This window comes from Williamsia maris (assembly GCF_024171815.1).
GTDB classification, from domain to species: Bacteria; Actinomycetota; Actinomycetes; order Mycobacteriales; family Mycobacteriaceae; genus Williamsia_A; species Williamsia_A maris.
Genome location: NZ_JAMTCJ010000002.1, coordinates 206801 through 222205, shown reverse-complemented (window position 1 = coordinate 222205; position 15405 = coordinate 206801). Strand labels below are relative to the sequence as shown.

At 68.4% G+C, this 15405-nt stretch carries 14 protein-coding genes; 7 read left to right on the top strand and 7 right to left on the bottom strand.

Features of this window, described 5'->3' with window-relative positions; genetic code table 11:
- The first annotated feature begins 3 nt into the window (after window positions 1–3).
- Window positions 4–573 (top strand): TetR/AcrR family transcriptional regulator, encoded by a 570-nt coding sequence (locus LX13_RS07950; RefSeq protein ID WP_253660805.1) that lies wholly within the window; start codon window positions 4–6, stop codon window positions 571–573.
- Window positions 574–579: 6 nt separating this feature from the next.
- Here the strand turns inward: LX13_RS07950 and LX13_RS07945 are convergent, their stop codons facing one another.
- The 3 genes from LX13_RS07945 to LX13_RS07935 form a co-directional block, all read right to left on the bottom strand.
- Window positions 580–1509 carry an aldo/keto reductase gene (locus tag LX13_RS07945; protein ID WP_253660804.1) on the bottom strand — a complete coding sequence of 310 codons (930 nt, stop codon included), beginning with the start codon at window positions 1507–1509 and terminating at the stop codon, window positions 580–582.
- 112 nt (window positions 1510–1621) lie between these two features.
- On the bottom strand, window positions 1622–3664 hold the full coding sequence (locus LX13_RS07940) for a hypothetical protein (RefSeq protein WP_253661784.1): 2043 nt from the start codon (window positions 3662–3664) through the stop codon (window positions 1622–1624).
- Window positions 3665–3705: 41 nt separating this feature from the next.
- Entirely contained in the window at window positions 3706–4947 is a 1242-nt protein-coding gene (locus LX13_RS07935; protein ID WP_253660803.1) for an ATP-grasp domain-containing protein, read from the bottom strand.
- A gap of 105 nt (window positions 4948–5052) precedes the next feature.
- On the opposite strand from LX13_RS07935, the gene LX13_RS07930 reads away from it, so the two are divergent.
- Window positions 5053–5721 (top strand): nucleoside/nucleotide kinase family protein, encoded by a 669-nt coding sequence (locus LX13_RS07930; RefSeq protein WP_253660802.1) that lies wholly within the window; start codon window positions 5053–5055, stop codon window positions 5719–5721.
- A gap of 9 nt (window positions 5722–5730) precedes the next feature.
- On the opposite strand, the gene LX13_RS07925 is transcribed toward LX13_RS07930, so the two are convergent.
- Together LX13_RS07925 and LX13_RS07920 are read right to left on the bottom strand one after the other, a co-directional pair.
- On the bottom strand, window positions 5731–6396 hold the full coding sequence (locus LX13_RS07925) for an NADPH-dependent F420 reductase (protein ID WP_253660801.1): 666 nt from the start codon (window positions 6394–6396) through the stop codon (window positions 5731–5733).
- Between the two features lie 98 nt (window positions 6397–6494).
- The gene (locus tag LX13_RS07920; protein ID WP_253660800.1) at window positions 6495–7523 is read right to left on the bottom strand and encodes a hypothetical protein; all 1029 of its coding nucleotides are present in this window, start codon (window positions 7521–7523) and stop codon (window positions 6495–6497) included.
- On the opposite strand from LX13_RS07920, the gene LX13_RS07915 reads away from it, so the two are divergent.
- On the top strand, window positions 7522–8430 hold the full coding sequence (locus LX13_RS07915; protein ID WP_372499859.1) for an SDR family NAD(P)-dependent oxidoreductase: 909 nt from the start codon (window positions 7522–7524) through the stop codon (window positions 8428–8430). The two genes, LX13_RS07920 and LX13_RS07915, sit on opposite strands and share 2 nt — an antisense overlap.
- A gap of 12 nt (window positions 8431–8442) precedes the next feature.
- On the opposite strand, the gene LX13_RS07910 is transcribed toward LX13_RS07915, so the two are convergent.
- Window positions 8443–9567, bottom strand: a complete 1125-nt coding sequence (locus tag LX13_RS07910) for a TDT family transporter (protein WP_253660798.1) — start codon at window positions 9565–9567, stop codon at window positions 8443–8445.
- 105 nt (window positions 9568–9672) lie between these two features.
- Between LX13_RS07910 and LX13_RS07905 the strand changes: the two genes are divergently transcribed.
- Window positions 9673–10593 carry a LysR family transcriptional regulator gene (locus LX13_RS07905; RefSeq protein ID WP_253660797.1) on the top strand — a complete coding sequence of 307 codons (921 nt, stop codon included), beginning with the start codon at window positions 9673–9675 and terminating at the stop codon, window positions 10591–10593.
- Between the two features lie 44 nt (window positions 10594–10637).
- Here the strand turns inward: LX13_RS07905 and LX13_RS07900 are convergent, their stop codons facing one another.
- Window positions 10638–11411, bottom strand: a complete 774-nt coding sequence (locus LX13_RS07900) for a YqjF family protein (RefSeq protein WP_253660796.1) — start codon at window positions 11409–11411, stop codon at window positions 10638–10640.
- 156 nt (window positions 11412–11567) lie between these two features.
- Here LX13_RS07900 and LX13_RS07895 point away from each other — a divergent pair, with 156 nt between their 5' ends.
- Genes LX13_RS07895 through LX13_RS07885 form a run of 3 tightly spaced genes read left to right on the top strand, consistent with a single transcriptional unit; the run spans window position 11568 to window position 15401 of the window.
- Window positions 11568–13241 (top strand): FAD-dependent oxidoreductase, encoded by a 1674-nt coding sequence (locus tag LX13_RS07895; protein ID WP_253660795.1) that lies wholly within the window; start codon window positions 11568–11570, stop codon window positions 13239–13241.
- 37 nt (window positions 13242–13278) lie between these two features.
- On the top strand, window positions 13279–14742 hold the full coding sequence (locus LX13_RS07890) for an ATP-binding protein (protein WP_253660794.1): 1464 nt from the start codon (window positions 13279–13281) through the stop codon (window positions 14740–14742).
- Complete coding sequence (locus tag LX13_RS07885; RefSeq protein WP_253660793.1) at window positions 14739–15401, top strand: class I SAM-dependent methyltransferase; 663 nt, start codon at window positions 14739–14741, stop codon at window positions 15399–15401. The genes LX13_RS07890 and LX13_RS07885 overlap by 4 nt, the downstream gene beginning before the upstream one ends.
- Window positions 15402–15405: the final 4 nt, after the last annotated feature.

The window sequence follows — 15405 nt, the reverse complement described above, 5'->3', positions numbered from 1 at the left end:
GCAATGCCTCGAATGCCCGATCTGGACAAGCGCGCCGAACTCCTCCGCGCGGTGGTGGGCTATCTGGAGGACAACGGTGTCAGCGACCTGTCGTTGGCGCCGATGGCCGAGGCGTTGGGCACGAGCAAGCGAATGCTGTTGTACTACTTCGGCGATCGCGGCGGCCTGCTGTCGCAGGCGTTGGACGCGGCCCGACCCGACGCCGGCGAGATCTTCGCCGATGTCACCACCGAGGAGGAGTTCGTCGCCGCAGGGAGAACGCTGTGGCGTGCGATCACCCGGGGCGAGCAGCGCCGCAGCGTCAAGATGATGCTGCAGGTGCTGAGCCTGGCCAGCACCGACCCCGACACCTACCAGCAGTACGCGCGCATGACGGTAGAGGTGATGCTGGGCCCGATCGCCGCGGCGTTGGTCGCACTCGGGCATCCGCGTGCCGATGCGAGAGTCCGCGCCACGCTGGTGGTCTCCGGGCTGCGTGGACTGTGCCAGGACGGGCTGGTGACCGCGCAGCGCACCCGTGTCGACGCGGCGGCCGAACTCGTCATCGCCGCTGCTGTTGCTCCGGTGCGCTGAACCGGGTCAGGGCAGCGTGTGCCCGGCGGCGCGGAAGATCCGGTACCACTGCTCGCGGGTGAGATCCACGTCCGAGCCGGCGGCGGCATCGGCCACGCGAGAAGGGTTCGTCGTGCCGAGCACCACCTGGATTCCGGCGGGGTGCCGCGTGATCCAGGCCGTCGCGATGCCCGTCGGGGTGAAGCCGTACTCGGACGCGAGCTCGTCGAGCACGTCGTTGAGTTCCGCATAGTTCTCGCGGTCGCCGAAGAAGACGCCGTCGGAGGTGCCCTTCTGGAACGGTGACCACGCCTGCAGCGTCATCCCGTGAACACGCGAGTAGTCCAGGAGCCCGTTGTCGCGGCTCACGGACTGGTCGAGGCCGCCGATGTTCGCCGCCACACCCGCGGCGACGAGAGGTGCATGGGTGATGCTCAGCTGCACCTGATTCGCCACCAGCGGCTGCGTCACCGCGGTCTTGAGCAGCTCGATCTGCCCGGGGGTGTGATTGGAGACGCCGAACGCACGCACCTTGCCCGCCGACTGCAACGCGTCGAAGGCGGCGGCGACCTCGGCCGGCTCGACCAACGTGTCCGGGCGGTGCAGCAGCAACAGGTCCAGGTGGTCGGTGCGCAGCGCGTCCAACGACTCGTCGACCGTGTCGAGGATGTGCCGGGTGGAGAAGTCGTAGAACCCGTCGCGGATACCGACCTTGCTCTGCAGCATCACCCGCTCGCGCTGCGACGCCGTGAACGACACCGCAGCGCCGAATCTCCGCTCGCAGGCGTGCCGTTCGCTGCCGTAGATGTCGGCGTGATCGAAGACGGTGACGCCGGAATCCATCGCGGTCCCGACGAGGGTCCGGATCTGTTCGTCGTCGAGCGGCTCGATCCGCATGAGGCCGAGGATCACGGACGAGGCGGGTGCGGTGACGGAGTCCATCTCGACAAACTTCATGTCACCAGCATGCCTGCCCCGCCGTCACTGCCCAACTGGCGGCGGTACGTGCCCAACTGGCGGGCTTTTGTGCCCACCTGGTGGCCGTACGTGCCCACCTGGCGGGGCGGGGTCAGGGGTTCGAGTCCCCTGACCCCTCGGCGGTGACGGTGTCCGCGGGCATCCGGTCGGCGCCCCAACTACGTTCGATGAACCCGATGATGCGGTCGATGTCCTCGGCGGGCACGTTCTCGGGCTCGCCGTTCTCCAGCGGGTCGGCGTGGAAGATGTAGAGCCGCGACGCGAACTGGTCGAACGGCAGCGATCCCTCGCCGGCCCGTTCGCCGTTGCCCGCGGTGCCGACGACGACGCCGTCGCCCCAGTCCTGGCCACTGTCGTTGTTGGGGTTGAAGAAGTAGACCCGCATCACGCCGTCGGGGTCGGCGGCGACGCGCAGGATCGTGATCGCGTGCCAGCCGACGTAGCGGGCTGCGCTGTCGGTCACGGCGACACCGGCGGGCTGCGGGTGGATCAACGGCTGATCCCCGTTGTACGCCGGGTGGTACGACGCGTGGAACTGTCGTAGGAAATCGTCGAGATCGATCAGGTTGCCGGTCTCCACATCGACGTCGATGTGGAATTCGCGTGCGGCCCACCAGCCGTGGAACTCGGGGTTGACCCAGCGATGCGGATCACCCGGCCGTCCGGCACACCGCCGGACCATCTCGGCGTAGATCCGGTCGAGGTGCGGGACCAGCAGCAGCGACACCGGGTCGAGGTCGATGGGGTCGCTGGTCGCGACACCGCCGACACTGTCGGTCGACGACAACGGCTGACCCTCGAAGTGCATGACGATCTCGTCGTCGCGCGCCGCCCAGACCACCATCTGCAGCAGGTAGTCCGGGTCGTTGTAGGCCCACATCGACAACGCCCGCGCCGACTGGCAGGTCGGGTTGTCACCCTGTCCGACGCCCAGCGGCTGACCGAGCATGGACAGCAGCCCGCCGAGCAGCCGGGACGCGGGGTCGGGGGAGGGCCCGAACGCCAACGTCATCCGCTCGCGGACGGCGGGGGAGAGCTTCAGTGCGATCTGACGCCACAGCGACGGCACGATCGGCGGCTGGTGCAGGATGCCGCGGTCGAGCAGCAGTGCGAGCCCGTAGAGGCACTGCGCGGTCTCGGGATGCACGGCCTCGAGAACGAGGCGGTGGACCAGCTCGGGATAGCGCTGCAACGAGATCCGGCCGGTCTCGGACAAACCGAGGGCCTCGGGCAGCCCGTAGGAGTTGTTCTCCACGAGGAACCGCACCAGCGTCGCGTGGTACGGCGAGACCAGCCCGGTATCGTGCATCGCGCGCGCGAAGCCACCGGCCTCGAACTGCAGGGCACCGGCGTCCATGTTCTCCAGGCGTGACCGGTAGACGTCCACGCCGGGGTCCTCGCGACAGGAGTCGGTGGTCCCGAACAGGGCGGTGATCAGGCGGTCGAGGCCCTGACCGGAGTTGCCCAGATCGACGCTCGGGTCGTCGCGGTAGATCGCGATGCGGGTGACCATCGAGGTCACCTGCTCGACCTGGATCGGGCGCTGCCGCAGGATGCGCCAGATCTCCTCGACGAGTTCGTCGAGGACGCTGTCGTAACCGATCTGCTCGGCCACGTACGCGAACAGGTCGCGGATCAGATACGCCGTGCGGCCCAGACGAACCCGCTCGGACTCCGACGGCGGCGTGAACAACACCTCGAGGTTCATCGCGAGAACCTGCGACAGGAACCGCCGCGCGTCGTCCGCGGAGATCGACGGGTGGGTGAACTCGCCGGCGGCGATGGCCACCAACCGCAGTTCGCTGGTCGCCTCGAGCACGACGGTGTCGTTCTGGCCGCTGCGCAGGCTCGGCCCGACGAAGCCCGGGACGAGGATGTCGGGCTGCGACCAGTCGGTGCCCTCGAACAACCCGGCACCGTCGAGTTCGGCCGCGCGTTCCCGGATCGCCGCGCACCCGCCCTTCTGTGCCAGCACACGGTGCAGGGAGTCGAGAACGCGCCGCACCTTGGAGTTCTTGGTGAAGCTCGGCGCGTCACGCAGTGCGGCGGTCGCATGGTCGAGCTGCGCGAGCCGCGACGTGAGAGCCGGATCCTGCGCAGGCGTGGGATCCCCCTCTGTCGAGGAGGCATCCATCGTCTGCGTCGGTCCGGTCAGGTCGTTCCCGAGTTCCTGCTTCACACGTAGAAGTCCAGTTCTTCCTGTTGTTTGAGCAGGTCCCGCATCCGATACGGGTCCTCACCGAAGAAGTACAACAGACCCCAGTGCGTCCCGAAGGCGGTCCGCTTGGTCACGGTCTCCTCCAGCGGCGGGGCGAGGTCGTTGGTCTCGTAGTAGTCGTCGTCGAGGGTGACCTCGGGGATCTCGAGGTTGCTGACCACGCGGCGACGCGGGTAGACACCGAAACACCCTGCGACACCGGCGGCGTCGACGACCTCGCGCGGGAAGAACGCGTCGATCTCCTCTTCGGTGGTCTTCGGGTCGAAGGCCAGCGCGAGCCCCTGGTAGGCGTTGAAGCCGTAGGCGCGCTCGAGGAGTTCGAACACCTTGAAGCCCGGCGGCCGGTACGCCACCTCACCGAAGTACATCTCGCCGTCGCTGGTGACGAAGTACTCGGGATGCACGAAACCGAACTCGATGTCGAAGGTCTTGATGAGCTTCTCGATCTGCTCGGTGATCGCCGGACGGTACTTCTCCAGTTCCGGCGTCGCCGGGACGAACACCGAGTACCCGAGCGTCACGTACTCGGAGATGTTGAGGAACTTGATCTTTCCGTTGTGGATCCACGCCTCGACGGCGAACTCCCAGCCGTCGAGATGTGACTCCATCAGCACCGGGAACTCTTCCTCCGGGATGGAGTCGACCTCGTCGGGGGTGCGGATGACGCGGTGCCCGAGGCAGCCGGCCTTGTCGAACGCCTTGAGGTGGATCGGGTCGTTCGGATCGCCGTCGAGCTTGAGCAGCGTCTGGTTGACGCGCCGCAGGAACCGGATGACGTCCTCGCGGTCGTGCGCCTCCTCGAAGATGCCGACGCGGATGCCGCCCAGCTGGGCGCGCCGCTTCATCAAGGCCTTGTCGCGCAACAACATCGCCTGTCCGAACAACCGCGGGTTGTCCAGCAGTACCGAGTTGATGGCGCCCGCCCACTCGACGGTTTCCTCGTACAGCGGGATCGCGACATCGACGCCCTTGTCGCGCAACGTCTCCGCGATCTCCAACGAACGGTCGTTGAGCCGTTCGAAGTTCCACGGCAGGAACGGGATGTCGTTCGCGGTGCAGTACTCCTCGGCCCATTCGGGGGCGACGACGAGGTATCGGCGATCGAAGTTCTCGAGGGCTTCCACCGCGGCGAGACTCCAACCCAGCAGGGCGACGTAGCCCTTGTCCGGGTTCTTCGGCAGCTTTGTGGGCTGCGACATAAAGATCCTTCCTTCGCGTCGAACGGTCGGAGATGATCGTTTTCAACGGTACAGAAGGCGTTTTGTCGGCCCGGGGCCCACCCGACCGCAGGTATAACTCGGTTCATGTATTCCGCCGACCGGCTCGCCCGTGACGCCATCGCGACGGTCGGGACCCACCGACGCGCGATCCTCGGTGTCGCGGGTGCACCCGGCGCCGGCAAGACGACCCTGGTCGAGGCGCTCGTCGCCCGCATCGACGAACTGCGGGGGCCGGGCTGGGTGGCCCACGTCCCGATGGACGGCTTCCACCTGGGCGATGCTCAGCTCCGGCGGCTGGGCACCCTCGACCGCAAAGGCGCGCCGGATACGTTCGACGCCGCCGGCTACACCGCGCTGCTGACCCGCGCGCGCCAGGAGACCGAGACACCGCTCTACGCACCGGGATTCGAGCGCGAACTCGAACAGCCGCTGGCCGCGGCGCTGGTGGTGCCGCCGACCGCCCGACTCGTGATCACCGAGGGCAACTATCTGCTCCTCGACGAACCGGAGTGGCGTGCGGCGCGCGCCCGGATGGATTCCGTGTGGTTCGTGACGACCGACGATCGAACTCGAACCGACCGCCTCGTCGCGCGGCACGTCGAGTTCGGCAAAGCACCCGACGACGCCCGCGCGTGGGTCGCCGAGGTCGATCAACACAACGCCGATCTGGTCTCGGCGACGGCCACGCGCGCCGATCGTGTCATCGCCGGCGACGACGACGGATGGGACGACAGCGGGTGGTCGTCCCGATGAACTCCCTGGTCAGGGCTTCGCGCGCCACTCGTCGGTGCGCTCGTTGCTCGCCTCGGCGAGAGCCGCGCGAACCTTATCGGCGTTGTAGTCCTTGCCGTAGACGGGCGTACCGGGCTGCTGACGCCATGAATCGGTGATCGACCCGGCGTCGACGGGATCGAAACCGATCTGATCGACGAGGTCGGAGACGATCTTCTTGTGGTCCACGTCGTCACCGGCGATGGGCAGTGCGATCCGGCCGTCGGTGCCGGCGTCGACACCCTTCTCCAGCAGGTGCTTCCAGTAGATCCCGTTGAACACCTTGATGACCGGTGCGCCGATGTGCTCGGAGACCCAGGCGCTCTCGGGCTGCCCGTCCTCGATCGCGGCGATGAGGCCGTCCCGCTGCTGCGGGTAGTAGTTGTTCGTCTCGATGATCGGGGCGCCCGGCTTGCGTGCCGCGAACAGGTCGTCGGCGAGGTCGGGGACGTTCTTCTGGGGGATTGTGAGGATGACGAGGTCGGCGTCGGCGGCCGCGTCCTTGGCCCAGACCGCCGTCGCGCCGGTCTCCGATGCGAGGTCGGCCAGCGTCTCGGGGTCACGCGAGTTGGCGACCGCGACCTCGTGCCCCACGGCCGTCAGGCGCCGCGTCAGCGATCCGCCGATGAAACCTGCTCCGATGATTCCGATCTTCATATGCCCTGCTCCTGTGGTTCGACGACGTCATCTGGTGTCGCTTCTCCACAGCATCGTGAGCAAGCCGAATATTCCGGCCGGGTCAGGCGTCCCGCGCCTCAATCGCCGGTGCGGGTGAGTGTCGAGGCAAACCGGACAGTGCCGGCGCACGCTCCCGACCAGGTGAGTGTGGACTCGCTGTCCATCCTCGCGATCGGCGATGACGCATCCTCGGGGACCGTCGTTCGAGACGTGACGGTGGGGCGGTATCGATCGGGCCTGCCCGGACACTGCCGCTCCGGCAGCGTGGCGGTCTGGGTGAACCCGTTGTCGGTGTACGCGACGACCGTCTGGCCGGGTGTGGACGGTTTGTCGAGCATCACCACGACGCACTGCTTGCCGTCGCGTGTGCAGGTGGACGTGGCCGAGATGTCGGTCGTCTGCGTCGTGGGGCGCGAGATCAGCGACGGCGGATCCCACGACACGACCGTGGTGCTCTGTCGATAGGACCCACGGAACCCGTTTCCCGCTGTGGTCGCGGCGTCGGGGACCGAGACGGCGTCGAGGTCCGGCGTGCCCGCGGGCAGATCGCCCTTGCGGGTGAGCGTGACGGTGCCCTCGCTCACGCGGGAACACGAACCGCCCTGGATCGAGCTCGTCGGACCGGACAGGGTGGCGGGGGCGCCGCCGGACGGTGACCCCGAGCGCGGCGTCACCGTCGTGCTGTCCATGGCCACCCACGGCTCGTCGACCGGTGCGGTCGTACCGGGCAGGACGCACGTGCGCTCCGGCGGTACCGCGACCCGCGACCAGGAACCGTTGCCGAATACGAACTCCATACGGTCGAGGTCGAGGCCGGAGGAGGCGTTCGGCGCTGTCGACCGCGCGACCGCGACACACGTCCCGTCGTCACACCGCGACTGCACCACCCAGGTCGAGGTCGCCGGCTTGGCGTCCGCGCCGGTCGGAGGTTCCCGATTCACCGAGGAGGTGGTCCGGAACATCGCGTACGTGCCCTCGAACACCGCGCCCGACGATGCCGTCGCGGAGTCCGCGCCGTTGTTCGTGTCGGAGCCGCCGCACGCACCGAGTGATCCGGTCACGACGACGGCGGCCAGGCAGGACGTGACAACCCGGCGAAGGCGCATGCTTCGCAAAGTAGGCGAACCGGCCGCCGGGTGCAGGGGTAAGCGGAGAACTGCCCGCCTAGGGTGGGTCTGCCGGCATGTCTCCCGGCGTCGTCGATCCCAGGAGAACGCGATGCACATCGATCTGTCCGGGCGCACCGCGCTGGTCACCGGCTCCACACAGGGCATCGGAGCGGCCATCGCCGCCGGTCTCGCTCGTGCCGGCGCGCGGGTGGCGATCAACGGTCGCAGCGGCGACTCGGTCGACTCGGCCATCGCCACTCTGCGGGACGAGCTCCCCGACGCCGAACTGATCGCGGCGCCCGCCGATCTCGGCGACGCCGACGCGGCCGACGCGTTGTTCGAGCAGCTGCCCGGAGTCGACATCCTGGTGAACAACCTCGGGATCTTCGGGGCCACACCGGCCCTGGAGATCACCGACGACGAGTGGCGCCGCTACTTCGAGATCAACGTCCTGTCCGCGGCCCGACTCATCCGTCTGTACCTCCCCGGGATGATGGAGCGGCGCGACGGTCGGATCGCCAACATCGCCAGTGACTCGGCGCTGGTCATCCCCGAGGAGATGATCCACTACGGGATGTCGAAGACCGCGCTGCTGGCGGTGTCGCGGGGCTACGCGAAGGAAGCTGCGGGCACCGGCGTCACGGTGAACTCGGTGATCGCCGGCCCGACGCACACCGGTGGCGTCGAGGACTTCGTCTATCAACTGGTCGACAAGGATCTCCCGTGGGACGAGGCGCAGCGCGAGTTCATGCGCAAGCACCGACCACAGTCGTTGCTGCAGAGGCTGATCGAACCGGAGGAGATCGCGAACCTCGTCGTCTATCTGAGCTCGCCGTTCGCCTCGGCCACCACCGGTGCCGCGGTGCGGGTGGACGGCGGATACGTCGACTCCATCGTTCCCTGACCTGGCTCGTCGTCAGGCCGCGGCGGGAAGCACGCCGCTTCGGACTGCACCCACCGTGCGGGCCGCGACGACCGCCCAGGCGGTGAACAGCAGGACGTAGAGCACCACGGCGGTGGTGTGGATCTCGCCGACCCCGGTGGCGGTGCCGAGCGCGGTCGCACCGGTGACGCAGGTGCCGACGGGGAAGGTGAAGCTCCACCAGGTCAGCGAGAACGGCAGACCGGAGTGTGCCGCCCGAGCGGTGACGGTGGCCGACACGATGAATGCGACGACCCCGAGCATGCCGACGAAGATCCCGTAGGCGACGCCCGCGGTGTGCAGATCGGTGGCAACGGATGCGTGTGATCCGGTGAACTCACCCCTGCTCGCGGTACCGAGAGTGATTGCTGCGGTGATCGACTGGCCGATCATCCCGAGCGGGATCCACACGGTGGGAACCGCGGCGCGGGCGGGCAGGCCCACGCGGATCATTCGTCGGTAGACGAAGAACGCTGTGACAGTGCCGAACACGAAGCTCAGCAGGAACATCGCGTAGCAGAGCATCAGGAAGGCGGTTCGCATGTCGGCGCCGGCGATGTGGGGCACCAACAGAGCGCCGGTGGATGCGGACACCATGGGTGCCACCACCGACATCATCCGTGCGGGAAGGGCCTCACCGCCCCGATCGGCGCGTGTCAGCAGGCGAACGGCCACGAATCCGACGGCCACGACGCCGATGACGGTTCCGATCGTCCAGAGCGCCGCATCGATCCAGACGGCGGCATCCAGACCGATCAGGTCCTTGCCGAAGAGGAGGGTGCCTGCGCCGACTGTGAGGGCGGCCATCGCGGGCGCGCCGTAGAAGTGCGAGACCACGGTGTGGTTCAGGTAGCCGCGAGCGTTGTCCCGGTGCAGTACCCAGTGGGCCGCGAACGCGCTGCTCACCAGGAGCAGAGCGACCGATGCAAGGATCCAGACGACCGTCGCGACGGTGTGCAGCCCCGTCACGTGCGCCGGCAGGGTTGCTGCGGCGGTCGCGACTATGCCGGTGCCCATCACGGTGGTGAACCAGTTGGGCTGGATGTGTGCGAGACGGGCCCACCGGGTGCCGTCGACGGACTCGATGGACATCGAGCTGGGCGGCGCTGTCGTGGTCATGTCCTCACTGTCGTCGGATCGGGATTCCGCTGGTAGATGCCTCGATGTTGTGGAGACACAAACAACGGTTGTACCCACTCGGTGTCGGCTGTAGCGTCGGCGGTGATGGCCGTACCCGCGCACGTCCCCGAACTCGCCACCCTCGACGCCCTTGTCGCGGTCGCGGTGGCCGGCAGCATGAGCGCCGCCGGACGCGCGCTCGGCATGAGCCAGCAGGCGGTGAGCGCTCGTGTCCACAGCGCCGAACGGGAGATCGGGATCGCGGTGTTCCGGCGATCCCCGTCCGGTGTCGAGCCCACCGCGGAGGGTGTCCTGATCCTCGAGTGGGCGGGCGCGGTGCTCGAACGGGCCGAGCGTCTCTCGGTCGGCGTCGATTCGCTTCTCGGACATCGCAACGCGGAGCTGACCGTCGCGGCGTCGATGACCATCGCCGAGTACCTCGTCCCGGAATGGGTGGTGGCGCTGCGTCGCGCGAGCCCCGACGTGAAGATCCGGGTCCGCCCGATGAACAGCGCCGACGTGATCACCCGCGTCGTCGACGGCTCGTGTGACGTCGGTTTCGTCGAGGGATCCGGCGACCTCCCCAACCTTCAGGAGCGTGCGGTCGCGACCGATGAGCTCATCCTGGTTGTGCCGCAGGGGCATCCGTGGGCGCAGCGGGCGAGCGTCACCGCGGCTGAACTCGCCCGGACGGCGCTGGTGCAACGCGAGCCCGGGTCCGGGACACGGGTGGTCTTCACCGAGTCCCTCGCCGCTGCGGGTTACGAACCGGCCGAACCCATGCTCGAACTCACGTCGGTGTCGGCGGTGCGGGCGGCCATGCTCAGCTCCGACAGCCCGGCGGTCCTGTCGTCGATGTCGGTGGCCGACGACCTGCGTCGTGGCACGCTCGTCGCGGTGCCGATCGACGGCATCACGATGCCGCGGCGTCTACGTGCGGTGTGGGATCGCGACCGTGGTCTGCGCGGTCCCGCACGCGACCTCGTCGACATCGCCATCCGCCATGCCGAGCCCGGAAGTGTGTAGTTCCGGCGACGCCGACCTGGACTCCTTATCGCCGAAACCGCACATCATCGGAGTACGGACGGCCGCCCGAAACGCGTGCGGACGCCCGGCGAGAACAGGGCGCGTAGACGCTCCCCGGCCGGTTCGACACCGCTCGCCTCGAGCAGGTCGTCGCGCAGTTCGACCACCTCGGCGGCGTGCAGCGGCCACGGGTCGTGTTCGTTGGGCACCCACCACGTCCGGCCGGCCTTGCGGGTGTGCGCACCCCAGCGCGCCGTCAACCAGACCTCCAAGGGGGTCGGGTCGACCGGGTCGCCGATGCGCACCGTCACCCGGCTGCGCAGGCCGCGGTTGGGCCAGCGTCGGACGCTGTCATAGGTGATGAGGTCGCTGTCGCGGGTCAACCGCATCTTCGCCCAGGTGTAGGGGATGCCGAGTCCGATACGGGTCATCGGGACCACGGCCAGTCGTTCGGTCTCCAGCGACCGGAACAGCACGCCGTGCCTGCCCGCGTCGTCGACCGAGTAGAGGCGGATGTTCGTCTCGAGGAACGTCCCCAGGTACGGAACCGGCCGCGACGGTCCCAGCCCGATGCCACTCATCGCGAACGGCACCAGCGCCACGTAGGTCATGCCGTCGGCGAAGACGTCCGGTCGGGTCCCCTCCGGGAACAGGTGTGCCACCGACTCGGGGTCCACCGGCCAGTGGACGAAGGTCAGGTCGCCCCACGTCTGGTCGAAGACGACCGGACGCGGCAACGTCTCCGGGGTGACGGGATAACCGGCGAGGGCGTCGGGAGCGGCGTCCGGCCGGGCTGCGGGGTCGGGCGCGACGGTCATCAGTCCATCGTGGCACGGGTCGGGGATGTGCGACGTGTGCGTCCGGACACTGTTCGCCCTGCGCGAAGTCGCAGGTGACGGGCCAGAATCGGCGCGCGCGTGCGGTGCGGCGAGTCCATACTGGACCAGGTTCACCTGCGCGATGAGAGGCTCTTCGTGTCCCAACCCGTTCCCGGCAAGCCCGCACTGCTGACCGTCGACGACGATCCGTCGGTGTCACGGGCGGTTGCCCGCGATCTGCGACGTCGCTACGGCGAGCGCTATCGCATCGTCCGAGCCGAGTCCGGCGACGCGGCCCTCGAGGCGCTGCGCGAGCTCAAGCTGCGCGGTGGCGCGGTCGCGCTGATCCTCGCCGACTACCGCATGCCCGGCATGAGTGGCATCGAGTTCCTCGAGCAGGCGATGGACCTCTACCCGATGGCGCGGCGCGTCCTGCTGACCGCCTACGCCGACACCGGTGCCGCCATCGACGCCATCAACCTCGTCGATCTCGACCACTACCTGCTCAAGCCGTGGGATCCACCGGAGGAGAAGCTCTACCCGGTGGTGGACTCGCTGCTCGAGGCATGGGCCGCGTCCGATCGCCGCCCGGTCGACGAGACGCGGGTTGTCGGACACCGATGGTCGCCGCGGTCGTCGGCGGTGCGAGAGTTCCTCGCGCGCAACCAGTTGGCCTACACCTGGTACATGTCCGACGAGTCGGAGGGACGTCGCCTGCTGGCCGCCGCCGACATCGACGACCGCTCGCTTCCCGTGGTGATCTGTGCCGACGGGACCGTCCTGGTCGAGCCGACCGACACCGAACTCGCCCAGCACCTGGGGTTGCGCACCGATCCGTCCGGCGATTTCTACGACCTGGTGGTCGTGGGTGGTGGCCCGGCCGGCCTCGGCGCCGCGCTCTACGGTGCGTCCGAAGGACTTCGGACCGTGCTCGTCGAACGCACCGCCGCCGGCGGTCAGGCCGGGCAGAGCTCCCGCATCGAGAACTACCTCGGATTCCCCGACGGCGTGAGTGGATCTCAGCTGGCCGACCGAGCCCGCCGCCAGGCCACCCGGTTCGGCGCCGAGCTGATCACCACCCGCGACGTCATCGCTCTGGAGTGCAACGGATCCGCGCGCAGCGTGCGCTTCGCCGACGACACCCGGATCCATGCGCACACGGTGATCCTGGCGACGGGTGTCGCCTACCGCAGCCTCGCCGCCGAGGGGCTCGACGAATTGACCGGTCGGGGTGTGTATTACGGCTCGGCGGTGACCGAAGCGGCCCGATGCGCCGACCAGGACGTCTACATCGTCGGCGGTGCGAACTCGGCGGGCCAGGCCGCGCTGTACCTGGCGCGTGGCGCGAAGTCGGTGACCATCGTGGTGCGCGCACCGTCGCTGACCGCGTCGATGTCGCACTATCTGATCGCGCAGATCGACCAGACCCCCGGCGTGCACGTCCGGACCTGCAGCGAGGTCGTCGGGGTCGCCGGATCCGACCATCTCGAGTCGATCCGGTTGCGCAACAACGCCACCGGTGAGGTCGAGACGGTCGACGCGGGATTCCTGTTCCTGTTCATCGGCGCCGCACCCCGCACCGACTGGCTCGATGGTCTCGTCGCCCGCGACGATCACGGGTTCATCCTGTCCGGCCCCGATCTCGTCGAGGACGAGAAGGCGCACGCCACCTGGCCGTTGGACCGCGCGCCGCACCACCTCGAGACCAGCGTTCCGGGGGTGTACGCCGCGGGCGACGTCCGCTCGCAGTCGGCCAAACGCGTCGCGTCCGCGGTCGGTGAGGGAGCGATGGCCGTGATGCTCGTACATCGCTACCTGGGACAGCTGTGAACGATACCCGCACTGGGACAACAGAAATCAGACGATCATGACACGAACGACGTGCAGCCCGGACGAACTCAGGACGCTCTTCCTGTTCGAGAAACTCCGTGACGACCAGCTCCAGACGCTCTGCGAGAACGGTCACGTCGAGTGGATCGAACCGGGGCCGGTCTACGCCGAGGGAGAACCGGCGACGTGCTTCTACGTCCTCATCGAGGGCGAGATGATCATGAGCAAGCTGTCCGGCGGCGAGGACATCGAGATCAGCCGCACGACGCAGAGCGGCGTGTACTCCGGTGCCTGGCAGGCCTATCTGGGTGACCGCGCCTCGCAGACCTACCCCGCATCCGCGCGGGTGCTGGTCCCGTCGCGGTTCTTCGTCCTCGACGCCGACGTCTTCGGAACCCTCGTCCGCGACTGGTTCCCGATGGCGGTGCACCTGCTCGAGGGGCTGTTCTTCGGCAACCAGAACTCGCGACAGATCGTCGACCAGCGTGAGCGCCTGCTCGCGCTCGGCTCCCTGTCGGCTGGACTCACCCACGAGCTGAACAACCCGGCCGCCGCGGCGGTCCGGGCCACGTCGTCGCTGCGGGACCGGGTGTCGCACATGCGACGCAAGCTGGGGGTCATCGCGTCGGGTGTCTACGACCACGACACCATCGCCACCCTGATCCGTCTGCAGGAGGAGGCGGCCGAGCTGGTCGCGAAAGCGCCCACCCTCACCCCGATGGAGGCGGCCGACCGCGAGGACGAGCTCGGCGAGTGGTTCGACGAGCGGCAGATCAGCGGCGGATGGGATCTTGCGCCGTCGTTCGTGCAGGCGGGAATCGACGTCGGCTGGCTGAACAAGGTGAGCGCAGGCGTCGACAACGACGAGATCCTCGAGAGCGCCATCCGGTGGTTGAACTACACCATCGAGACCGAGCTGCTGATGAACGAGATCGCCGACTCCACCACGCGGGTGTCCACCCTGGTCGACGCGGCCAAGCAGTACTCCCAGATGGATCGCGCGCCGTATCAGCGAGCCGACCTGCGGGAGCTGCTGGACAGCACGTTGGTGATGCTCGGTCGCAAGATCGGTGGATCCATCACGGTCGTCAAGGAATACGACCAGTCGCTGCCCGCCATCCCGATGTACGCCGCCGAGCTGAACCAGGTCTGGACCAACCTCATCGACAATGCCGTCGCGTCGATGGAGGGTGTCGGGACACTGACGATTCGCACCCGCCGCGACGGCGAACAGGCACTCATCGAGGTGGGCGACACCGGGCCGGGGATCCCCGAGGACATCCGCACCCGCATCTTCGAGCCCTTCTTCACCACCAAGCCGGTGGGGCAGGGGACCGGGCTCGGTCTCGACATCTCGTGGCGGATCGTCGTGAAGAAGCACCGCGGGAGTCTGCGGGTGGATTCGCAACCGGGACAGACGGTCTTTCAGGTCCGCATCCCCATCGAGCCCCGCGTGGAGGAGGCCCCGGTCGCCGAGACGACCGATACCATCGCCGGGTGAGCCGACCCCACGACGCCGATGCCAGCCGCCTCGCGGCCCGATCCCTCGCCCGCGGTGACGTGACCGGGTGGTTCGAGGATCTCTACCTCGAGGCCGCGGGCGGTCACGCCGTGGTGCCCTGGGACGCGCCGGAGGCCAACCCGATGATCGTCGACGCGCTCGCCGACGCGGGCGCGGCGGCCGGACGATCGGCGCTGGTGGTCGGGAGCGGACTCGGCCGCGACGCCGAACACATTGCGTCGCTGGGTTACCGGACGACCGCGTTCGACGTGTCGCCCACCGGTGTCGACGGCGCTCGCGCCCGGTTCCCGGAATCCGCAGTCGACTACGTGGTCGCTGATCTGCTGGATCTGCCGAGCCGGTGGCACAATGCCTTCGACCTCGTCGTCGAGTCCATCACAGTGCAGTCGATGCCGCCCTCGGTCCGCGACGACGCGATCGCAGCGGTCGCTGCCACCGTCGCACCGGGCGGCCGGCTCCTCGTCATCTCCGGCGTGCGCGCCGACGGAGTCGAGATCGACGGCCCGCCCTGGCCGCTGACCCGTGCGGAGGTCGATTCCTTCGCGGCCGGAGGACTCACCACGACGTCGATCGAGCAGATCGAGCGCGCCGACATCCCCGGCGCCCGCCGTTGGCGGGCCTGGTTCGGTCGGGCCTGACCGC